The organism is Nostoc sp. DedQUE04 (assembly GCF_034530995.1).
In the GTDB taxonomy this organism is placed as follows: domain Bacteria; phylum Cyanobacteriota; class Cyanobacteriia; order Cyanobacteriales; family Nostocaceae; genus Nostoc.
In genome coordinates, this window is sequence record NZ_JAVRCA010000036.1 from 61,906 (window position 1) to 83,871 (window position 21,966).

The following is a 21,966-nucleotide window of genomic DNA, read 5'->3' on the forward strand; positions in this document are numbered from 1 at the left end:
ATATTAACAATTACTTGATTAGCGTAGGATCGCAAGAACCGCAGGGATCACTCACTCTCTAAGCTCGACTTTATCCATTTTTACGAAACCCAAAACCTGACACTGAAACCTTTGTGGGACGGTAGTTTTACTTTTTAGATTTAACCGATAATCAGTGACATGGAAAAAGTTTTTGCCAAAAAGCTAGGGTTTTTGCCGTATCAAGATAAGCAAGTTCTTAATTTTGGATAAAGTCGAGCTAAGACAGTCTATTTATACAAGAACGATTACGCCCGTTTGCTTTGGCTTGATAAAGGGCTTGATCTGCTGCCTCAATCAAATCTAAAGGAACCATACTGGGTGTCGGAATCACTGTAGCAATTCCGATACTCAAAGTGACGTGGTGCATCACAGGCGATGCCGCGTGGGGAATATTTAGCTGTTGGATAGCTTTATGAATTTCTTGGGCAACGTGAAAAGCCCCATCACTAGCAGTGTTAGGCAAGATGACAACAAACTCTTCTCCACCATAACGAGCAGCTAAATCTCTAGAACGTTTGACATTTTGTTTGAAAGCTTGGGCAATAAAGCGCAAACAATCATCTCCGGTCGTATGACCATAAGTATCGTTATATTGTTTAAAATAATCAATGTCGCATAAAAGTAGTGAGAGAAAACCTTGTTCTCGTAAAAGATATTGCCAGGTAGAATTAAGCTTAATATCAAAACATCGGCGATTGGCGATTTGAGTTAATTCATCTACCATTACCATATTTTCAAGCTGCTGGTTGGCACGCTGCAATTGTTGATAAAGTTCTGATTGCTGAATAGCGATCGCTACCTGTGTTGCCAATTGCTGAAGCAGTTCGCTTGCCCAAGATTGCCACTGACGCGGGGCGCTGCAATGATGAGCAACCAAAAGACCCCAAAGGCGATCGCCCTGTAAAATTGGTACAACCAGCTTGGCTCTGACTTGCAACTTTTCCAATAACTCTACATGACAAGGGGCAAATCCGGCGGTGTAGATGTCTGGAGTAACTCTGAGCGTACTTTCTGGATAAGACTGTCCCTGTATATTGACAAAATAGCTGTCTGTAATTTCCATATTCAAAATCGATTGCCAACCTGCTGTTATAGACTCCGTGACAATCACACCACTCCAATCACGGTTAAAGCGATAGATGATGACGCGATCGGTTTGCAGAAAATGTCGAACTTCAGCAACAGTTGTGTTTAAGATTTCATCCAAGTCTAAAGACCTACGGATATGTTGAGCGATCGCATAAACCATACGTTCCCGTTCTGTTTGCTGTTGCAGGGCAATTTGTGCCTGTTTGCGGTCTGTGATATCTGTAAATGATGTCACCACCGCAGATGGTTTTGATTCATCCGATTCAAACAGTGGCTGAGAATTGATTGAAATCCAAGTCAAACTGCCATCAGGTTTATGAACGCCCATAATCACGTTAAATTGGGGTTGTCCGGTGCGTAAGGTGACAACAGCAGGGTGAGTTTCACCTGGAAAAGAAGTACCATCTTCATGAATCGCTCGCCATAGCAACGCGATGGAAGTTCGCCCCATCATTTGATCGGCTGTTAACCCTAAAATTCTTTCGGCACTGTCATTACAGGTGGTAATGCGTCCATCGGATTGCTGTAGGACAATACCTTCTGCCATCGCTGTAATTACGGAACGATAGCGTTGTTCGCTTTCTCGCAGCGCTTCTTCCATACGCTTGCGTTCAGTAATATCAGTATGAGTTCCTAGCATCCTTAGGGGAAAACCATTCTTGGCGCGACTCGAAACTTGACCCCGATCTAAAATCCACTTGTAGGTTCCATCCTTGCACTTAATCCGATATTCACTGACATATTGTTGGGTTTCACCGGACAAATGCTTGCTAACCTCCTCGTAAACCCTCGCTTTATCATCGGAGTGAACCCGCTGTTCCCATTCACTGAGGGTATTTCCAACTTCATGCTCTGCAAACCCTAACATTTCTTTCCATCGCCGGGAAAAAAAGACTTCGTTAGTTTCAGCATTCAAATCCCAAACTGCGTCGCCATTTCCTTCCAAAGCATACTGCCATCTTTCTTCACTGGTTTTGAGTGCGGCTTCGATTTGTTTACGAGGGGTGATGTCTTCAAAAATGTATAACCGCCCAAAGTATCGATCCTGAGTATCCCGAATTTGACTAGAAAAGCGGCGAATCGTTCGCCCATCGACAAATAAAATTTCATCCTCAATCGTGCAACGATTTTCTTCAGATTGCAACGGTTTATAAGATTCAACAAATGCCGATGCATCGACAATTGAAGATATACAATTAGGAATGATGTCATTATTTTTTAAAGCACCCAAACGCATTTGGTCTTCTAGATGTTCGATGCCCCAAATTTTACAGAAGTGCTGATTGAAATAGAGTATTTCATCGGTACGATTGTCAACAACAAAAAATCCCAGCAAAGAAGTTTCAGTCATAGAACGCAGCAAAGCTTCCCGCCAGCGCAATTCTGATTCTGTACGCTGGTATTCTTGTAGTGCAGCTTGTTGCTTGGTAATATTGTTTTCGTTGACGAGGATGATGGAGTTACCTGTTACTGGATCGCGGGTGCATCGTATATCGATCCCATGCCATTGAATTCCCTCAGTAGTAAACACCTGAGCCTCTATGCTGAACGCCTCACCGCAATTAATCGCTTTCATAGCTTGTTGTCCAACACTCTTGTCAACAAAGTGACTCAGGAAAATATTCTCAGCTGACGAGTTAGGGTACAGGGTATCCCGATAACAGCGAAGGGCTGCCGGATTTTGCATCAAAGGTACACCATCGATCGTGTAAAGCGAGATCATTACTCTGGTGTGACGTAGGGCTTCAATCGATCTGAGTGTTTCTCGATCGATCTGATTGATAATTTCTGTCGATCCTTCAACCAGCATCGCCATTCGCCCTTCTTCAATTTGAATCCCAGAAAAGATACAGCACAGAGAAACAGGTTTTCCTTCTGGGTAAAATGTCCAGTTTTCAGTGATGGTTTTCCCTTGCTGAAATTCTTGCAAATAGCTTTGCATTCGAGTGTGAGTAGACTGGGAAACATCACTGAAGTTGCGACTGAGCAATTCTTCTCGACTTTGAGCATTCCAAATATGCACAGCGGATTGATTCGCCCACCACATCTGCAAGTTTTGAATATCATAAATCCAAACTGGAGTTTGTAATCGGTCAAATGCAATCAAGTCTGCAACTGATATATTCTTTGGCAATGCTGTTCTTGTGATAATGGAACCTCTAAAATTCTGATACAGAGTTCTTTTGATTGATTTTAACTTTGGCTGAACTGTCAAATTTTTCAGGTTTTGATTCAGTTGCAGCGTTAGTTTTTGGCAGGATGTAGCCTTTTGCCGATGGCGTTCTGCTTCCCCAAGAGCGATTCCTAGTTCTGCGGCTATCAGTTGGAAATACTCAATTTCTAAAGAACTCCATTGACGCGAACCACTGCACTGGTGAGCAATTACTAAGCCCCATAAATAAGGATATGTACTAGAAACTCCATCAAGTTCTTGATTATTGACTAAAATTGGTACTACTAAATTAGCTCGAATCTGCAAGTCTGTTAATAGTTTTTTGTAACAAGGGTCAAGGTTTGTAGTATGAATGTCTTCAATGACACTAACGCTTCCATCTCGATATCGCTCTACCCATATCGCATTGAAGCAACGATCGTAAATTAATTGCCCTAGAATCGGTTTCCATCCATTACTTACAGACTCTTCTACGATGACTCCATCTCCATCCGGCAAAAAACGATAGATAATGGCGCGATCGCTTTCTAATGTTGTTCTAACTTCGCTGACAATAATCTTGAGAATTTCACTCATTTTAAGTGACTGATGAATTTGATCGGCCAGCATCCTAATTCGATCGAGGATTTGCTTTAAATCAATTTCAGAACCCGATAGACGATTGAACAGCATAGTCATAATCTATGTATATGCACTTAGTTAGATGTAAGATTTTTCTCTGGTATTTAATTTTATTCCAAATTACCTAAAACGTTAAGTTAAATTTAAGCTTAAACTTGATATACAGCAGAATTCAGAAGTAAAACAGGCTTTATACCTGGCTTTGAGACGAATCGTTGCGTACTTTACTTTCTTTAAAATCCGCTGTAGCAATCCAAATTGAAACGTGAGAAAATATATAGGCAGAAAAAAAGTATCTATAAGTGTTTTAGCGATTTTATTTTTTACTAATAATTTAAGATTGCTATTATTGGTAATAACTTCTTGATTTTATTAAACTTATTAAGTTTAGGTATCAAAGTCTTCTTAATTCTGACTTCTTACGGATGTTTTACCCATTCTTGTTTAATCTTTTAGTCAAGTAAAATCCCAACCCAGCAATTGAGCAACTTGAGACGGGAGGGTAACTGGATTAAAGGGTTTGAGAATTACACCTGCAACTTGATACTGTCGCAAAATTTGCGAATCCAACCATCGCGCTTTCGCACTGAGCAACACTACAGGAATAGCTTGAGTTTCTGGATGATTTCTTAGTTTATTCATAAATTCAAAACTAGCCAAATCGCGGATTGAGATATCTAATACAATCGCATCAGGAGTATAGTGTACTGCATTCTGCAATCCTTCTAATGGAGAATCTGCTGTCACCACATTCCAACCAGCTAAATCTTGGAGGCAAAATTTTACTATCTCACGGACATGCAGTTCATCATCAATGAGCAATATCGTTTTGCCGATTATATTTACCTCCTTTAGCATATTCATTTGATTTCATATACCTTTTTTGGTTACAGATATAGCAAGGGACTGGGGACTGGGGACTGGGGACTGGGGACTGGGTGAAAAGCCTTTTTGTGTGTGTCTAAGTCTTATCGTCTGTTGATGTCCTAAGCACCAAGACTTGTGCTATAAAAGGTTTTTATCTGTAACCAAAAAAATACATTACAAAAATAAAAAACTAATAAAGATATAGATTTTGTTACTAAACTTAATTATTAATCGTCCCACCCCAGAATCTCACTAACTTCGTTGCAAATAGAGGTGGGTTCAAAAGGTTTGGTGATAATCCCAGCAATTCCCATCTGGGCGAAACGGGCGCGATCGCTCCCTTGGACTTTCGCTGTTAACAAAATCACTGGTATAGCTTCGGTTTCTGAATTTGCCTGAAGTTTTTCGTAGACTGCAAAGCCATCCATGTCAGGCATAGAAACATCAAGTAGAATGGCATCAATAGGTTCTGTCTGGGCGATTTTTAATCCTTCTGACCCTGATGCAGCTGTCAGGGTGTCCCATCCTCCTAAGTCTTCTAAACAAGCTTGCACTAATTCGCGGATTCGTTCTTCATCATCTACAATTAACAATTTTTTTGTCATTTGTCATTTGTCATTGAGTATGGGGATTGAATCTTCAATTTTGAATTTTGAATTTTGAATTTTGAATTGATTTCTCCCCTGCCTAATTCCCCGGCAATGGCAGAGTGAAGAAAAACGTGCTGCCAACACCAAGAGTGCTTTCAGCCCAGATTTGCCCACCGTGCCGATCAATAATACTACGACAGATTGCCAATCCCAAGCCTGTGCCGCCTTTGGTGCGAGAATCAGAGGCATCTACTTGCTGAAATCTTCCAAAGATTGCTTCTAACTTATCTGCTGGAATACCTCGTCCTCGATCCGTTATTTGGAATAGTACGCAGTCTGTTTGCTGTTGGACACTGAGGGTAATAGTAGAATCGGCAGGCGAGAATTTAATCGCATTACCTAACAAATTGGTGAGTGTTTGCACAATAGCATCAGCCGCCGCCCAAACTTGAGCATTGGTAGGATGGATCTTAAAAGTAATATTATGCTGATTGGCGATCGCTTGCAGTCCTGCTACTGCTTGTTGAATTAAATCAGCTGCATTGCAGATGGTTTTTTCTAAGACAGCTCGATCCGATTCTAAGCGTTCCAAATCGAGAATATCGTTGACAAGACGCACTAAGCGATCGCTGTCGATGGCTGCAATTTCAATCATCCGCTTAAATTTATCTGGTTTTTTGTCGTAGATACCAGTTTGTAGTAAACCCAATGCTGCGCGAATTGCAGTTAAGGGAGTGCGAAGTTCGTGACTAACGATGCCAATAAACTCACTCTTGATCGAATTAATCTGCTCTAGTTCAGTGATATCTTCGGCAATCCCAGCAATCCGAACTACCTCGCCTAATTCATTTTTGATCGGAAATGCGCGATCGCGAATCCAACGGATTGAACCATCAGGGCGGATAATGCGATATTTTTTATCGTATTGCCCTGCTTTCATCTGTTCAATGAGTTCAATTTCGACGCCCTGGCGATCTTCTGGGTGAATTGCATCTAACCAATTTGAATAGTTGTGATACAAGTCCTCACAATTTTTTTGCCAGATGGTTTGGTATGCATTGCTCACATATAGAACTTGCTGATTTTGAATATCGGTCATCCAAAATACTGCTTGGATGTTTTCTGCCAGCTGACGAAATTTTTCTTCGCTGTGGCGTAAAGCATCTTCGATGCGTTTGCGTTCGGTGATATCTTGGTGAACCGCAACCAGAACGTCGCTGTAGTCGGGATGTCTGAATACCGAAGCCGTCACACTACACCAAAATGGCGTACCATCTTTTTTAAGATTCTGAACTTCGTAGGTGGCTTCAGTATTTTGTAAAACGGCAGACAAAGTGGCTTGATTTACATTTTTAGTAGTTACTGATTTGGTGACACAGTTCGCAATCGAAACGTGTTGACCGTTGAGTTCGCCAGAATCATAGCCAAACATCTGCTCAAATTTCGGATTGGCATAGACAATGATTGCATTATCAATTCTTACTAAGCAAATGCCTTCCCCCATATTTCGGGTGATTACAGCCTGAAGCTCCAGCATTTGCGTCTGTTCTAAAAGTGTGAGTTGGGTTTGTTGCTGCTCTATAACTGTTTTTCGCAGGCGATCGTTCGTCTCTGTCAGTTGGGCAGTGCGTTCTTGCACCCGTTGCTCAAGTTCAGTATTCAGTTGTTGTAGGTCAATTTCTGCCTGTTTGCGCTCTGTTAGTTCTGTTTGTAACTGTTTGACCAAAGCTGCTTGCTGGATAGCAATGCTTACCTGCGCTCCCAACTGCCGTAACAGAGAAATTTCTCTTGATTGCCACTCACGAGGAGCCTTACATTGATGAGCTGCTAATAATCCCCACAATTCATCTCCTACGGAAACAGGAACGACCAGATTTGCCCTCACTTGGAGACTTTCCAAAAATTCAACATGACAGGGACTAATTCCAGCAGTATAAATATCAGTTTTGGCAGTGACTAAGCCTTGTTTAAAGGGTTCGACGTTCTCTTCACCAATGCAAGCGTCATAAATCTGGAGTGGTAAAAGAGCCATGCAGTCCGGTGCAACAGACTCAATCACAATCGTTCCTCCCCAACCTGGATAAAATTGGAAGATAGTGACGCGATCGCACTCCAGAAATTGCCGCACTTCATCGACAGTAGTTTGCAAGATATCTTGTAAATTCAGCGATCGCCGGATACGCTGGGTCATCTCCATCACTAGGCGCTGTTGCTCAAATTGCTGTTGCAGCGTTTCTTGTGCTTGTTTGCGTTCGTCAAGAGCTATCCGCAGTTGCTCGGCGTTTTCTTGAGACAATTGTTGATTGAGTTGTTGAATCTTCCGTCTGCTGTACTGAAGATTGCCTGTCACCAGGTTAACGATCGAGGCAACTAGGAGGAAAAGACCTAGCCGTAATATATCTCCTGGTTGATTAATCGCCAGTTGATATCGAGGGGGAATCAAGTAATAATCAATTGCCAGTGTGGAAAGGACAACTGTAACAATTCCTGGTTTAAAGCCACCATACGAAGTACTGACGATAATAGCTATATAGAAAAAAGCACCAATGGTTCGGGAAATCAGCGGTTCTAACCAGAGTGACAGCAGCAGGGCGATCGCAGTTGAGCCAATAGCCACACCGTAGGCGAATAATCGCTGATAATTTCTCATCATGCTTTACTTCTCCTTGGCTGAGAGCGCCAACGAGTTCTTTGAATGCGGCTCAGTACCCGTGTCACAAGTTCTGGCCCTAGCACTGGCTTGCTGATAAAATCATCAGCTCCGGCTGCAAAAGCTTGCTGAAGAAATTCTGCTTCGGTATGGGCTGTAACTACTAAAATCGGTAAATCTCCCCACTGGGCATCCTGGCGCACGACTTTACACAATTCTAATCCGTTCACTATCGGCATTTCTAAATCTAGCACCACCAAATCAGGAGATGTTGCAATCAGCACTTTCCAAAATTGTTGTGATTGGGAGAGGGTGATTACTTCCAGCCCCCAAGGAGTTAACAACGCCGATAATCCAGCTAGCATTACAGGATCGTCGTCTACGATTAAAACTTTGGCTTCGGAAGTTTGAGGTTGAGGTAAGACACGAGCGATCGCCTGAAAAATCTCCTCGGTTGTCGCCGGTTTATGCAAAAATTGTCTAGCTCCTAAACGCGATACTTTCAGTCGCTCTGCTAGGGTATCTCGTCCTGTAAAAACAATTACTGGGATATTTGGCGATCGCTCTACTATCTCGCTCAATAATATTAATCCGTCTTCCTCTACTGTTGTAAAACTCAAATCCAGTAAAACTGCGTCAGGAGTTTTTAAGGAAAAAAGCGATCGGGCGGTTGCTAAGTTTGGTGCAACCTTCATCCTGATTCTCCATGAATCGGCTTCTGCTTGCAACTGCTTTGTCAGCATAGGATCATTATCGATTACTAACAGCCGATGAGTTTGCTTCATCAAAACGCTTGGAGCAGTGGAAGTGACAGCAGGCTTAGTTAACTCTTGCTGTAATGCTGTTACCAGTTGCGAGAAATTAGAGATTTGCTCTGGAGATAGCAAGGAATCTTCAAGCAGCAAATGTTCTATTTTCCGTCCGAGCCGAGAACCCTCTGGATAACCGAACGACCCCATTGAACCTGCTAGCTTATGAGCTTCACGCAATGCATTCTGCTGTAAATCTTCATTTAAATTTCCTGCCAAGAGTGCAGTTTTTGCTTGCTCTAGCACTGCAACTTGTCCAACAAAGGAATTACGAAATCGCTCCAACACACGATTTACAGAAGTCATATCTTTGGGGCTGGGTTTCTTCTTTCCATGTTGATTATTTTCCCCAACAGACATGGGGCGATTAGGTACAGGCTTGATCCGATAGCCCATGCCATATACCGTTTCTAGAAGTTCTTCTGCTATACCTGCTGTTTTCAGTTTCTTGCGCAAGTCTTTAATATGAGTCGTAACTGCATTTTCAGTCGGTGCATCCCCAAATCCCCAAAGCCGATCTAGAATCACTGCACGACTAAAGATCCGGTCTGGGTTTTGCAAAAACAACTCCAGCAGTTTGTATTCTGTAGCTGTGAGGAGAATTTCCCGATCGTTACAAATTACTCTGCCGGCACTTGGATCTAAACAAAGATTTCCCCAGGTTAAAATAGATGATGATATCGCCCCATTGCGTCGTAATAAAGAGCGAATTCTGGCTAGTAATGCTTCTGGGTCGAAGGGTTTGATGACGTAATCATCTGCTCCGGCATCTAACCCCGCCACAATATCTGCATTAGAATTTTTCCCTGTTAATAACAGAATAGATTTACGGTAGCCTTGCTTTCGCAATTGCCGACACAAGGTAATTCCATCCAGTTTTGGAATTAGCCAGTCTAGCAAAATCAACTCATATTCAGTCGATAGCGCTAGTTCTAATCCAGCTTGTCCATTGCTTGCAATGTCGATAGTATAATGATTTGCACTCAACAACTCGAAGAGTGCTGTACTCAGTAATACGTCATCCTCTACCAACAAAATTTTCATAAGTTGTATCAAAAGAAGATGCTGATGACACCTTCGCGATCGCAGGGCACACTCTCTGCGCGGTCAAACTTTTTTAATGTAATTTTAATATATTGTTACAAACAATACAACAAGTTAATTTAATGTGAGTTCGACGGGTGCTATTTTGACCTCTCCCCCGCCCCTCTCCTACCTACCAGGAGAGGGGAGCAAAAACCCTCCTTACTCGTTATCCTTAAAGGAGAGGGAGGCTGTCCGGGAGAGGCCTGTCGAACTCACGTTAATTTAGATAGATTTTGCAGTCTGACATATTTCGACTCATATCTGTGTCAGTGCATTAGTACTATATATTTTCTGTTTGATTTCTAGCCAGTTGTAATGAAGCGGTGGCGCTGGCGCTGCATACACCTTAAGGTGGTTGGGAGAACGCGAACGTCAACAACTGGCCATTGGGTGGGATTTTGAGACGGGAATCGATCCCTTGTAGAATTTTCTCAATGTCCCTGTAACCCTGTTGATATATAAATTAAAACTGCAACAGAAAAACTTTGGATGCCAAATTGCCAAAAGCACTCAACACAATAGATTATTGGCTTTTGTAATTTTTGCTTTCCGGTTGGGGAAAGGTTAAAAGGGAAGGGAAAATTCCATACCTTTACCCTTTACCCCTTACCCTTTTCCCCACAATGCCATAAACGCTATATATATTAAGAGGATCGGCTAGATTTGCAATCATACTTTGTATGGTAGTTCTGCACGCACTTTCAGATTTCATCGACTGCGATTTTGCGATCGCCAACTCATCTTGTAGCTATTGGTACGAAGGGCGTTGTCCGCAAAGTGGCGATCGCCTAAAATTACCCCGCACTTCAATGTCCGAAGCGATCGCCCACGGACTAATGCAACATCTTGCCAACAATGACTGTTATTCTCGTGAAGGGAAGATGTATGGAATCCTATTGATTGAACTGCCTAATGGCGAACAACGGGTACTAAAAGCTTTTTCTGGTCTTTTGAATAGTCGCAGTGTGGTTGAGGGCTGGGTGCCGCCAATTCCGGGACGAGATGAAGTTGCTTTCGAGGAAGGCCGTACTTTGGCACAGTTGGACGCGATTAAGCAAGAAATTATTACCTTGAAGCAACTAACCGAACGCCAGCAGTATGAAATCTTGTTTAATGACTTTGAGCAGCAGTTACAAGCAATGAGCGATCGCCATCGCTATTGCAAACATCAACGACAGGAAAAACGTCAGCAAATCTGCAATACACTCACTGCCGAAGCACTTACCATTGCCCTTGAACAACTCGATGAAGAGAGCCGTCAACAGGGAATTGAGCGACGACAACTTAAACGCCAGCAAAATGCTGTATTACAGCCTCTCCAGCAATTAATTGCAGCGACGGATGCGCGAATTAGCGAACTGAAACAACGGCGCAAAGCACTTTCTTGTCAATTGCAAGCTCAAATGCACGCTAGCTACAGCCTGACTAATTTTTCCGGGCGATCGCAATCATTGCAAGAATTGATGCCAGGAGGTTCTCCCACTGGCACAGGAGACTGTTGTGCCCCAAAGCTGCTTCATTATGCGGCAACACATAATCTCAAACCCCTAGCGATGGCAGAATTTTGGTGGGGTGAATCTTCCGCAAATCAAGATAAAATTCCAGGAGAGTTTTATGGAGCCTGTGCCGAGCGATGTCAGCCATTGATGGGGTTTTTGCTCTCAGGCTTGAAACCTTCCCTCCCTGCTAGGGAAAAAAGAAGCCTCTCTTCTGATAGGCTACCGTGTATACACAAGTCCTTCTCACCCCCTCTAACTCCCCGATGCCTTGGGGGAGAACCGGGAACCGGATATTTCCCCCAAGGCATCGGGCTACAGTGTACACACAAGTCTGAAATAGCTTACTCATCTGGGTTTTTGCGTCACTTTTACCCCACCCTAACCCTCCCCTTGCAAAGGGGAGGGAACCGGATCTTTAATCTCCCCCCTTTGCAAGGGGGGATTAAGGGGGGTAAATCCGAGGTTTGCGCTTCATTACCAAGATGTGTGTACACAGAAGTCACTTTACCGATTATTTATGAAGATGAATGGCTGATTGCTGTAAATAAACCTGCTGGATTACTTTCAGTACCTGGGCGTTATCGCGATCGCCAAGATAGTGTTTTGAGTCGCTTACGTCATTTGTTACCTGATGGTATGGCGCTTATATCTGTGCATCGCCTAGATCAGGAAACTTCCGGGATTTTGTTGTTAGCACGCGATCGCCAAACCCATCGGCAACTCAGCCAGCAGTTTCAGCTACGCCAGGTTCACAAGGTTTATGAAGCTATACTTTCCGGTGTTTTGACAATTGAGCAAGGTAAAATTGAACTGCCATTATGGGGAGATCCTGAAAATCGCCCTCAGCAAAAAGTTGATTGGCAGCACGGTAAACCCAGCTTGACACACTTCCAAATAATAGCGAGAGAAGGAGACTACACCCGCGTAGAATTTACGCCACTAACAGGACGCACTCATCAGTTAAGGGTTCATGCAGCTGATGCGCGAGGACTTGGGATAACTATTTTAGGCGATCGCCTTTATGGATGCCGTGCAGTTACTAGTCGGTTACATCTGCACGCCAGAGAGCTTCGCTTCAAGCATCCGCAGTTAGAAAAAACCTTGCATTTACAATCAATTATGCCCTTCTGACGGATTATATTACAGCATATTTCAAGTTGGTGAGGTACAGAAGCTAAGTCTGTTACCCGTTTTATATCAAGTCCGGGTAATTAGTTATGATTCCCACAGTCATTGCACCCACCGCGCCAAAGCTACGCTTTGTCTCCCCTAACAGCTAGCCTATTGCTTTTTAAATTTGTATGTGATAATTTTCTGCTTGTAGTTAATTCAACGGTTATCCGACCGACTTATAGTACTTACAAAAATTAATATAACTGCTAAGAGGCTTCCTAATAAAAATATCCAAATACAAATGATTGTGGAACACCCCACAAAATTGGATGATTGATTTCTTGGAAATCCCTAAATGAAAGGTAAAGACGAGAGTGCTGGAGTTAACTTATAGACTCTCATTCTTATCTTCTTATAAAAGGAGCAGGGGAGCAGCACTTCTCTACAAGAGGCTGCACTTCGACTACGCTCAGTGACCACGCCAAAGGCTACGCTCTGTAACCGAGGAGAAGTTGCAGTAAGTTTTCCCCCATACACCTCCCCACCTCTGCCTCTTGTGTCCAGTCCCCAATTCCCAATCTGGCGATCGCAAATCTAAAATTCAAACTTGTATGACTAAAGTATTCATTCTCGATGCCAACAAACAACCGTTATATCCAGTACGCATCAGCCATGCTAGGCTGCTATTGTCACAAGGTAAAGCTACTGTATTTCAGCGATATCCTTTTACTATCATTCTGAAGGAGTCCCTTTCTCATCTAAAACTTGAGCAACTTGGCTTTAAGATTCATCCTGGTATTAAAATAAATCGTAATTAAATTACGAATTACGAATTACGAATTACGAATTACGAATTAGTTAATCTTAGTCGCCTCCTTAACAGAGGAATATAGATGACGAACCATACTATTTTAGAACCGTTACCAGAAGACCAATGGTTTATTGAGAGCCAGGAACTACGATCCTTTGTAGCAACAGTGCAAGAAATTAGCGCTAGCACTGTTAACGATCGCACACAAACTCTCGCCAGACTAGAACCCTATTTTCAAGAAATCCTTGCTCAACAGGAATGGCTACCCCAAGAGTTTGCCCAAGTCAATCCCGAAAGCCGGATGGGTGGCGGTATTGGTCAATGGCTGCTTTATCGCGCTAAAGACCGTTCGCTGTCAGTATTCAGTTTGGTGATTCCCCCAGGTTCCACGACTCCCGTCCACGATCATCTAGCCTGGGGATTGATTGGTTTATACAAGGGCGATCAAGAAGAAACAGTCTATCGCCGTATAGATAACAGTGATGTAGAAGGGCACGCACAATTACAAGTAACTGAAGTGCGATCGCTTCAACCAGGGGATATCTACCGCCTCTTACCACCAGATGGTGATATCCACGCCGTCAAAACCACATCCCAGAGCGCATCTGTATCGATTCATACCTTGGGTAATGATACTGGTTGCGTCTTGCGTCACCAGTTCATCCCAGCATCTCACAGCGTCAAATCCTTTCGCTCTGGATATTCCAACGCTCCCTGTAAACAAGAGGAGGAAAAAGCACATGGCCAATTACATTAGACCAAAACCCCCAGTTTTCGAGCGAGTTGAAGACGAACGCCTGCACCGCAAGCAACGTCTCGCCGCCGCCTTTCGCTTGTTTGGTAAGTTTGGCTTCAGTGAGGGAATCGCAGGCCATATTACGGCTCGCGATCCTGAGTTTACAGACCATTTCTGGGTCAATCCATTCGGGGCATACTTCGGTCATATCCGAGTTTCTGACCTGATTCTAGTTAACAAAGATGGTGAAGTGGTTAAAGGCGATGCTGATGTAAACCAAGCTGCTTTCGCCATCCATTCTCAGATTCATGAAGCTCGACCTGATGTCATCGCCGCGGCTCACGCCCATTCACTTTATGGTAAAGCCTGGTCTAGTTTGGGGCGTCTCCTTGACCCCTTGACTCAAGATTCTTGTGCTTTTTACGAAGACCATGCCCTGTTTGACGATTTTACAGGTGTGGTTTTAGAAACTTCTGAAGGTCAGCGATTGGCGCAAGCCTTGGGGCCAAAGAAAGCCATAATCCTACGTAACCATAGTATTTTAACTGTGGGACATACAGTCGATGAAGCTGCCTTTTGGTACATTAGCTTAGAGCGATCGTGCCAAGGCCAACTGCTGGCAGAGGCTGCGGGTAGACCCACTACTATCAAACACGAAACAGCCCGTTTAACACAAACTCAAGTAGGGTCACATGTAAGTGGGTGGTTCAGTTTCCAGCCGCTTTACGATCGGATTGTGCGCGAAGAACCCGATTTACTAAATTAGTGCTGTGTTTTTCGGCATTGGGATATTAACAATTCAAAATTCAAAATTCAAAATTCAAAATTATTCGCGCCGCATCTCGTAGAGAAGAGAGTTACATAAGGAGATTTAAACCCCGACTGTAGCTTACTTAAGAGCAGGGTAACTGAACTGAGCGGAGTAGTTCCGACTCCGCCTCCCAGTTATTTATTGTCAATTGAAGCTAAATTTATTTATATACTCCGGTAAACCTATAAGTTTATAGTATTCATATAGCTCAGAGAAATCATTTTGATGATTAACCAAATCTTTCGCCGTTTTATTGCCAAGTGGATATCGTTGATAAAATTCAGGAATATCCCCTTTAACAACCAGCATAAATTATTCTTTTCTTCTCCTTTGCCAACAGTAGGGGCTTTTGTTACAGGTCTTTGTCTGAGCTTGCTATTTGCTGCTTGTTCATCGACACCGACTGTTAATGTCCCTAATCCCAGTGCCACATCTCAGGGTAATTCTACTTCCAGTAAAGCAACAGTAGTCAGATTTGGTTATCAAAAATCGACCATTTTGCTAAGAACTAAGGGTGTTTTAGAAAAGCGTTTAGCGCCAGAAGGAATAACTGTAAAGTGGACTGAATTTCAAGCGGGGCCACAATTACTAGAAGCGATGAATGTGGGTAGTATTGACATTGGGCCTGTGGGAGAATCACCGCCAATATTTGCCCAAGCTGCGGGAGCATCACTAACTTATGTTGTTGGTACTGCTGCTAGTCCGGCTGGTTCAGCAATTCTTGTTCCTCAAAATTCGCAAATTCAAAAAGTTACTGACTTGAAGGGCAAAAGAGTTGCCTTTCAAAAAGGTTCTAGTGCCCATTTATTGTTAGTCCTAGCTTTAGAAAAAGCCGGATTAAAATATACAGATATTGAACCTAAATATTTGGCTCCGGCTGATGCTCGTGCTGCATTTGTGAAAGGGAGTGTAGATGCTTGGGTAATTTGGGACCCATTTTATGCAGCCGCTGAAGAGGCAACTAAAGCTAGAGTCCTGATTGATGGCACAGGAATTAATAAACAGGGAGGATATTATTTGATGAGTCGCAAATTTGTCACTGAAAATACCCAAACTGTCAAGGCAATAGTGGAGGAAATTAAAAATCTCGAAGAATGGTCTAAACAGAATCGAGAAGAAGTAGCAAAAACTCTCGCACCTGTGTTAGGAATTGATTTAGAAACGATGAAAAAAGCAACTAACAGGCGGACTTTTGGGATTGTACCAATTGACGACAATTTGATAAATCTACAACAAGGTGTTGCAGATACATATTACAAATTAAAATTAATTCCCAAAGAAATAAATGTGAAGGATGCAATGTTGACAAAAGAAGAATATGCTGCTTTCTCACCAAAAACTTAAACTAGTACAATGAATCGGCTGTAGGGGCATAGAGATGTATGCACCTACAGATGAAATTGGTATTAGTAGCAAATTTGAAAATGTAAATCTTGGAATTGATTATGACTAATCCTACAGAACTACTGCGATCGCGCTACGGTGAAATTCCCTTCAATCCCGAAATTGCATGGAATGATTCGCTAACAGCACTACTATCTCACCGTTCAATTCGGTCTTATCTAGCCGATCCTTTACCACCGGGAACTCTGGAATTGCTAATTGCAGCCGCCCAATCTGCATCTACTTCCTCGAATTTGCAAACCTGGAGTGTGGTAGCAGTCGAAGATCGACAGCGCAAAGAGGAGTTATCCAAGCTGGCGGGAAACCAAGCACATATTAAGCAGGTTCCTTTATTCTTGGTTTGGTTAGCAGATTTGGCGCGTCTAAGTCATGTTGCTGACAGTCGCGGCATATCTCATGATGCGCTGGAATATTTGGAAATGTTTGTGATGGCGACAATCGATGCAACGTTGGCGGCGCAAAATGCCGCAGTTGCAGCTGAGTCACTTGGTTTAGGAACTGTCTATATCGGTGGAATTCGCAACCACCCGCAAGAGGTAGCACAGATATTGAATTTGCCGTCCTCTGTGTATGCTGTATTTGGGCTGTGTGTGGGCTATCCGAATCCGGAAGTAGAAGCGGCGATTAAACCAAGGTTGCCCCAGTCAGCTGTGCTGCATCGTGAAACTTATAAATTGGCAGAACAAGAAGAAGCGATCGCTCACTACAACGACATCATCAAAGAATTCTATACTGAACAAAAGATGAATGTTGCCGGCGATTGGTCAGAACACTCAGCCCAACGCATCGCCACTGTAGAATCATTGAGAGGACGCGATCGCTTGCGTGAAGCTCTCAATAACCTTGGCTTTAAATTGTTGTAAACAAGAAGAATCAAGATTATAAATTTGCAACTCCGTGGCAAAGTCGCCTTAGTAACAGCTGCTAGTAAAGGTTTGGGCAAAGCTACAGCCAGGCAATTTGCCCGTGAGGGTGCAAAAGTTGCCATCTGCGCCCGCAGTGAGTTAATTCACAAAACTGCTGCGGAGATTGAAAGCGAAACAGGTACAGAAGTGCTATCTCTGCGTGCGGACGTTACTAGTCAAAAAGATATTGAACGTGTAAGGGAATTCCAGAAAATAAAATATACAAATCATAAATATGTATCCTGTATATCTTGAAGAGCCTGGGTTCATTACTAGTCAAGTTGAATACACTTCCGGCCGGCTTCTGCTGCTGCTTGGGGGTATAGTACAGTCTTTGTTCACCAAATACTGCGCCATCAGCACTAACTAACCGAAACTCCCAGAAATATCTCTGTGTGTTAAACACAACTAAAGTAAAGCTTTGAATGCCAACCACAGAGTAAATTTTGATGATAGACACAATGGTATTTAATCTATCTCTTTCAAGATGTTATGTGATGGGCTGATTTATTTGGTTAAGAGAATTACAACATTTTTAACAGAAGCAAAGTTAGTGATGATTAATAGTATTGCTCCTCTGATTGAATAATAAATGTTAAAAGATGAGTTTATTTAAAAACTAGACGTAAGTTAACGTGGGGAATTACCAATGATGATGTAATCGCACAAGGAAGTACCAAAAGCAAAAACGTTGTTAGGGTTGTTTGCTGTAATTGTAGGTAATTGCTCAACTCACAGGTTGCAAAATTTTTCTCCCACCAGTCCAGCATTGCTCGTCACCTTTAGCACCTGATTTCTCTTACTGTCCCGTATATGCTGTGCTGTTACTTAAATCCTTTGCTAGTAAGCTTTTCAAGACTTAACGGGAAAAGTCAGGTTGATAAACTGCTTCATAGCCATCTACCATTTTTGGCACACTAAAACAATTCTCGACATGCTTACGACAAGCATAACGATCTAGTTCTGCCACTTTGTTAACGGCATTAACACATTCAGAAATGCTGTTACATATGAAGCCAGTTTTTCCGTGGACAATTACTTCGGGAACTGAACCCAAATTCATGGCGATGACTGGTGTTCCTGCTGCCATTGATTCTGTCATTACCAAACCAAATGGTTCTCGCCAAGTAATCGTAAATAAAGTTGCTACTGCACCCCCCATCAAAGCATTCTTTTGAACATGGTTAGCTTCACCCAAATACTGAATTTGCTGACCATCAATTAAGGGTTGAATTTCTCGCTCAAAATACTCCACATCAACGACATCTACCTTACCTGCCATCTTTAAACGCCAACCAGCCTCTTTTGCAATCTGTATTGCTAAGTGCGTTCCCTTTTCTGCTGCAATTCTTCCCAAAAAAGCCAGATAAGGTGGTTCGTCGGGCTGAGGATGAAACTTATGACTACTGATATCAATACCATTGTAGACAGTTGCTACATAATTCAACCCTAACCTAGATTCACGTTGGGAATTGGAAATACTTACATAGGGCTGGTTTTTGGCATATTGAAACATCTTTTCGTTATCAGGGGTAAAGATACCATGTAATGTGGTAACTGTCGGTGTCTTTACTAAATTCGCATAGGGCAACGCACTACAGCCTATATGTGAATGAATTATGTCAAAGGTTTCTGCTTGCTCATATACCAAAGCCAGTTCCAACATTTCATAGATGTTACACTCTTTGATGCTTGAATCTAGTCTCAAAGCATAAGGATGAACTGATTGCAGCTTTGCCAAAGTTATTGAATCTCCCGATGCAAATAGCGTTACTTCATGCCCTCGCCTAACTAATTCATCGGTCAATAAGCCTACAACTAATTCTGTTCCACCATAACCAAGAGGTGGAACTCTCTCCCAAAGAGGAGCAATTTGAGCAATCCGCATAGAAACTCCTAAAAACTTAAGACTAGAATTTCAAGAAGGTCTTTCTTTTAAAAAGGGTTTTAAAGTAACTCAGTTCATTACTAGTCAAGTTGCATACACTTCCGGCCGGCTTCTGCTGCTGCTTGGGGGGTATAGTACAGTCTTTGTTCACCAAATACTGCGCCATCAGCACTAACTAACCGAAACTCCCAGAAATATCTCTGTGTGTTAAACACAACTAAAGTAAAGCTTTGAATGCCAACCACAGAGTAAATTTTGATGATAGACACAATGGTATTTAATCTATCTCTTTCAAGATGTTATGTGATGGGCTGATTTATTTGGTTAAGAGAATTACAACATTTTTAACAGAAGCAAAGTTAGTGATGATTAATACTCTCCGTGTCTTTTCTCCTGCCTTATGGTTTGAGTACAACTTTGATGGCATAGATATAGCAAAGCTGTTACCAGAGGCAAGATAGCCTGAAAGTACTGTGGTGAATGACTTTTAGATATTTCAGTTACCAACCAGCCAAGGGATTAACAAAGCTGTAACAGCCAGCCTACTCGATCTAGCAGGAGCAAGTCGTGAAATTGTTCAATACATCGCTGGGCCAATTGTTACTCAGCAGAACGGCTGGCAACAGTCAATTCCTACTTGGGTAGGAAAAGCGAATGCCTCCGGCACGCTACGCGAACGCAGTTGATAGATTAGATGCAGCTTTACAAGAGATAGGCAAGGGAGAAATAGGTAAACTCCCCCATCAAGGAAGCTTGACTAGCTAACGATGTCAACCTCCTCAATGGTGGGCGGCTAGGCAAAAAGCTCGGAAGTCTTCTCCATCAGCGCGGTGCCTTCAATTCATCGGCAGGCAGCCCGCAGGCGAGCCAATCAGGCTTACAGCATGGGAAGCACGCGGGGACGAGATCCGGTCGGGAAGGCTGCGTCGATTCGATCGAGTTCGGTTTGGGTCAGATTGAGTTCCCCGGCTCCCGCGTTTTCAGCGGCGTGTTCGGGGTTGGATGCTTTGGGGATTGCGAAGAGCGAGGAATGCCGCACCAGAAATCGGAGCGTGACTTGGCGAGGGGTGGCGTTATGGGCGACGGCGATTTCCTGTAGTACGCGACCTGCGGTTGTGCGCGAGCTGGGAAAATCCCCATGACCGAACGGGCTGTATGCGACTACGGCGACCCCATGCTTCTCACACCAGGGGATCACAGCGTGTTCGATCGCTCTCTCTCTCAAATGGTAAAGGACTTGATTGCAGACGAGAGAACCCTCGCCAGCGATCTTCTGGACTGCTTCAAGGTCAGGCACATCGAAGTTGCTCACGCCCCAGCAGAGAATTTTCCCCTCGTGCTGAAGCTGCTCGAAGGCAGCGATCGTCTCCTCCAGTGGGTGTTGACCGCGCCAGTGCAACAGATAAGAGTCCAGCCGATCGGTATGAAGTCGAGCGAGGGATTTCTCACAGGCTACGATCGTCCCTCTCCGAGAAGCATTTCCAGGAAGAACCTTGGAAACCAGGAAAACCCGATCGCGTCGTCCAGCGATCGCCTCGGCGACCACCTCCTCGGCGCTGCCGTACATCTCTGCCGTATCGATGTGGGTCATGCCGAGATCGAGTCCTTGGCGCAAAGCGGCGATCGCAGAGGCGCGGTCACCGTTATCGATGTACCAGGTTCCTTGACCGATCGCTGCCACCTCGCGCTGCGTGGAACCAAATCGATGCTGTTCCATAGCTGTTCTCCTGATTAACGCTCCGAGTCCTCACACTGTCTGACGTACCTGCCCTGCATGGCTGAACAGCTCGATCATTTCCCGGTTGAAGGCTGGGATGTCGTCTGGCTTGCGGCTCGACACGAGGTTGCTATCAACTACAACTTCCCGATCTACCCACTGGGCACCTGCGTTCTGGAGATCGGTCTTGAGCGACGGCCACGAGGTGATCTGCCGTCCGCGCACCACATCTGCCTCGATCAGAGTCCAAGGTCCGTGGCAGATCACTGCTACCGGCTTGTCAGCATCGAAGAAGGACTTTATAAACTCGATCGCCTTAGCTTTAGTCCGAAGTTGATCTGGATTGGCAACACCACCGGGAAGCAGGAGGGCATCATAGTCGGCTGGATTTACTCGATCGAGGGGGACATCTACCGAGAAAAAATCCCCTTTGTCAAAATGGTTCCAGCCCTGAACGCGATCGCTCTTAGGTGAAATGATGTGGGTTTGAGCACCTGCTGACTCAAGGGCAAGCTTTGGTTGAGCCATTTCAACTTGCTCAAAGCCATCTGTAACCAGAATGGCAACTTTCTTATTTGTGAGTTCTTCTGTCATCTCTACCTCCTAAAGTATTGGCTAGACTTGGTTTTTTCGTGTTCTTGTGGGGTTTTAGGCAGCCTGACCTGGCTTGAGCACGATCTTGATACAGTTGTCCTTCTTGTGCTTGAAAATTTCGTAGCCGTGCGGTGCTTGTTCTAGCGGCAGACGATGGGTGATTACAAAAGATGGGTCGATATCGCCATTTTGGACACGATCGAGTAACGGGCGCAAGTACCTATGAACGTGCGTTTGTCCCGTTTTAAATGTTAAGGCTTTGTTCATGGCAGCACCCATCGGTATCTTGTCTACAAAGCCGCCGTAAACACCAGGAATTGAAACAGTGCCACCTTTGCGACAGGCAACAATCACTTGCCTTAGGGCAGTGGGTCGGTCGGTTTCCATACGCACGGCTTGCTTTACCTGGTCGTAAAACGCATCAGGGCCCGTACCGTGGGCTTCCATTCCCACTGCATCCATGCAAGCATCTGGACCGCGCCCACCGGTCATATCTTTGAGGGCTTCACCAACATCAACTTCCTCATAGTTACAGCTATTTTCAGGTAATTGAACCACAAACTAAGTTAGACTGAAGAAATA

17 protein-coding genes and 1 pseudogene are annotated in these 21,966 nt (G+C 43.8%); 8 read left to right on the forward strand and 10 right to left on the reverse strand.

Annotated features, from left to right (window positions below):
* Positions 1-238 precede the first annotated feature (238 nt).
* From RM049_RS22795 to RM049_RS22815, 5 genes are all read right to left on the reverse strand, one after another.
* Positions 239-3,961 (reverse strand): diguanylate cyclase domain-containing protein, encoded by a 3,723-nt coding sequence (locus RM049_RS22795; protein WP_322705783.1) that lies wholly within the window; start codon positions 3,959-3,961, stop codon positions 239-241.
* A 399-nt stretch (positions 3,962-4,360) separates the two neighbouring features.
* Positions 4,361-4,768 (reverse strand): response regulator, encoded by a 408-nt coding sequence (locus RM049_RS22800; protein ID WP_322671950.1) that lies wholly within the window; start codon positions 4,766-4,768, stop codon positions 4,361-4,363.
* Positions 4,769-4,998: 230 nt separating this feature from the next.
* Complete coding sequence (locus RM049_RS22805) at positions 4,999-5,376, reverse strand: response regulator (protein ID WP_322685559.1); 378 nt, start codon at positions 5,374-5,376, stop codon at positions 4,999-5,001.
* An 82-nt stretch (positions 5,377-5,458) separates the two neighbouring features.
* Positions 5,459-8,014: an ATP-binding protein gene (locus RM049_RS22810; protein ID WP_322705784.1), complete on the reverse strand. Its 2,556-nt coding sequence runs from the start codon at positions 8,012-8,014 to the stop codon at positions 5,459-5,461.
* Complete coding sequence (locus tag RM049_RS22815) at positions 8,011-9,864, reverse strand: response regulator (RefSeq protein WP_322705785.1); 1,854 nt, start codon at positions 9,862-9,864, stop codon at positions 8,011-8,013. The genes RM049_RS22810 and RM049_RS22815 overlap by 4 nt, the downstream gene beginning before the upstream one ends.
* Positions 9,865-10,586: 722 nt before the next feature.
* On the opposite strand from RM049_RS22815, the gene RM049_RS22820 reads away from it, so the two are divergent.
* The 7 genes from RM049_RS22820 (at position 10,587) to RM049_RS22850 (ending at position 17,440) form a co-directional block, all read left to right on the forward strand.
* Complete coding sequence (locus RM049_RS22820; protein WP_322705786.1) at positions 10,587-12,536, forward strand: RluA family pseudouridine synthase; 1,950 nt, start codon at positions 10,587-10,589, stop codon at positions 12,534-12,536.
* Positions 12,537-13,129: 593 nt separating this feature from the next.
* Positions 13,130-13,336: an RRXRR domain-containing protein gene (locus tag RM049_RS22825; RefSeq protein ID WP_322666382.1), complete on the forward strand. Its 207-nt coding sequence runs from the start codon at positions 13,130-13,132 to the stop codon at positions 13,334-13,336.
* Positions 13,337-13,411: 75 nt separating this feature from the next.
* On the forward strand, positions 13,412-14,086 hold the full coding sequence (locus RM049_RS22830; RefSeq protein ID WP_322705787.1) for a cysteine dioxygenase family protein: 675 nt from the start codon (positions 13,412-13,414) through the stop codon (positions 14,084-14,086).
* The gene (locus tag RM049_RS22835; protein ID WP_322666378.1) at positions 14,070-14,831 is read left to right on the forward strand and encodes a class II aldolase/adducin family protein; all 762 of its coding nucleotides are present in this window, start codon (positions 14,070-14,072) and stop codon (positions 14,829-14,831) included. The genes RM049_RS22830 and RM049_RS22835 overlap by 17 nt, the downstream gene beginning before the upstream one ends.
* A 270-nt stretch (positions 14,832-15,101) precedes the next feature.
* On the forward strand, positions 15,102-16,220 hold the full coding sequence (locus RM049_RS22840) for a sulfonate ABC transporter substrate-binding protein (protein WP_322705788.1): 1,119 nt from the start codon (positions 15,102-15,104) through the stop codon (positions 16,218-16,220).
* Positions 16,221-16,321: 101 nt separating this feature from the next.
* On the forward strand, positions 16,322-17,143 hold the full coding sequence (locus RM049_RS22845; protein ID WP_322685550.1) for an NADPH-dependent oxidoreductase: 822 nt from the start codon (positions 16,322-16,324) through the stop codon (positions 17,141-17,143).
* 24 nt (positions 17,144-17,167) lie between these two features.
* Positions 17,168-17,440, forward strand: a complete 273-nt coding sequence (locus RM049_RS22850) for an SDR family NAD(P)-dependent oxidoreductase (protein ID WP_322705789.1) — start codon at positions 17,168-17,170, stop codon at positions 17,438-17,440.
* Between the two features lie 604 nt (positions 17,441-18,044).
* Here the strand turns inward: RM049_RS22850 and RM049_RS22855 are convergent.
* Positions 18,045-19,073 carry a glycosyltransferase family 4 protein gene (locus RM049_RS22855; protein ID WP_322705790.1) on the reverse strand — a complete coding sequence of 343 codons (1,029 nt, stop codon included), beginning with the start codon at positions 19,071-19,073 and terminating at the stop codon, positions 18,045-18,047.
* A gap of 80 nt (positions 19,074-19,153) precedes the next feature.
* On the reverse strand, positions 19,154-19,342 hold the full coding sequence (locus RM049_RS22860; protein ID WP_322671938.1) for a hypothetical protein: 189 nt from the start codon (positions 19,340-19,342) through the stop codon (positions 19,154-19,156).
* A gap of 51 nt (positions 19,343-19,393) precedes the next feature.
* Here RM049_RS22860 and RM049_RS22865 point away from each other — a divergent pair, with 51 nt between their 5' ends.
* Positions 19,394-19,534 (forward strand): hypothetical protein, encoded by a 141-nt coding sequence (locus RM049_RS22865; RefSeq protein ID WP_322705791.1) that lies wholly within the window; start codon positions 19,394-19,396, stop codon positions 19,532-19,534.
* 416 nt (positions 19,535-19,950) lie between these two features.
* Here the strand turns inward: RM049_RS22865 and RM049_RS22870 are convergent, their stop codons facing one another.
* From RM049_RS22870 to RM049_RS22880, 3 genes and pseudogenes are all read right to left on the reverse strand, one after another.
* On the reverse strand, positions 19,951-20,790 hold the full coding sequence (locus RM049_RS22870) for an aldo/keto reductase (RefSeq protein ID WP_322705792.1): 840 nt from the start codon (positions 20,788-20,790) through the stop codon (positions 19,951-19,953).
* A gap of 30 nt (positions 20,791-20,820) precedes the next feature.
* Entirely contained in the window at positions 20,821-21,384 is a 564-nt protein-coding gene (locus RM049_RS22875) for a type 1 glutamine amidotransferase domain-containing protein (RefSeq protein WP_322705793.1), read from the reverse strand.
* A 54-nt stretch (positions 21,385-21,438) separates the two neighbouring features.
* Positions 21,439-21,915 (reverse strand): annotated as a pseudogene (locus RM049_RS22880) (glutathione-dependent formaldehyde dehydrogenase); the annotation flags it as partial.
* Positions 21,916-21,966: the final 51 nt, after the last annotated feature.

Excerpts from the sequence above, each read along its gene's own strand:
- RM049_RS22810 (WP_322705784.1), bottom strand. The coding sequence starts at position 8,014 with ATGATGAGAAATTATCAGCGATTATTCGCCTACGGTGTGGCTATTGGC.
- RM049_RS22875 (WP_322705793.1), bottom strand. The coding sequence starts at position 21,384 with ATGACAGAAGAACTCACAAATAAGAAAGTTGCCATTCTGGTTACAGAT.
- RM049_RS22845 (WP_322685550.1), top strand. The coding sequence starts at position 16,322 with ATGACTAATCCTACAGAACTACTGCGATCGCGCTACGGTGAAATTCCC.
- RM049_RS22870 (WP_322705792.1), bottom strand. The coding sequence starts at position 20,790 with ATGGAACAGCATCGATTTGGTTCCACGCAGCGCGAGGTGGCAGCGATC.
- RM049_RS22855 (WP_322705790.1), bottom strand. The coding sequence starts at position 19,073 with ATGCGGATTGCTCAAATTGCTCCTCTTTGGGAGAGAGTTCCACCTCTT.
- RM049_RS22840 (WP_322705788.1), top strand. The coding sequence starts at position 15,102 with ATGATTAACCAAATCTTTCGCCGTTTTATTGCCAAGTGGATATCGTTG.
- RM049_RS22800 (WP_322671950.1), bottom strand. The coding sequence starts at position 4,768 with ATGAATATGCTAAAGGAGGTAAATATAATCGGCAAAACGATATTGCTC.
- RM049_RS22835 (WP_322666378.1), top strand. The coding sequence starts at position 14,070 with ATGGCCAATTACATTAGACCAAAACCCCCAGTTTTCGAGCGAGTTGAA.
- RM049_RS22825 (WP_322666382.1), top strand. The coding sequence starts at position 13,130 with ATGACTAAAGTATTCATTCTCGATGCCAACAAACAACCGTTATATCCA.
- RM049_RS22830 (WP_322705787.1), top strand. The coding sequence starts at position 13,412 with ATGACGAACCATACTATTTTAGAACCGTTACCAGAAGACCAATGGTTT.
- RM049_RS22815 (WP_322705785.1), bottom strand. The coding sequence starts at position 9,864 with ATGAAAATTTTGTTGGTAGAGGATGACGTATTACTGAGTACAGCACTC.
- RM049_RS22820 (WP_322705786.1), top strand. The coding sequence starts at position 10,587 with ATGGTAGTTCTGCACGCACTTTCAGATTTCATCGACTGCGATTTTGCG.
- RM049_RS22805 (WP_322685559.1), bottom strand. The coding sequence starts at position 5,376 with ATGACAAAAAAATTGTTAATTGTAGATGATGAAGAACGAATCCGCGAA.
- RM049_RS22795 (WP_322705783.1), bottom strand. The coding sequence starts at position 3,961 with ATGACTATGCTGTTCAATCGTCTATCGGGTTCTGAAATTGATTTAAAG.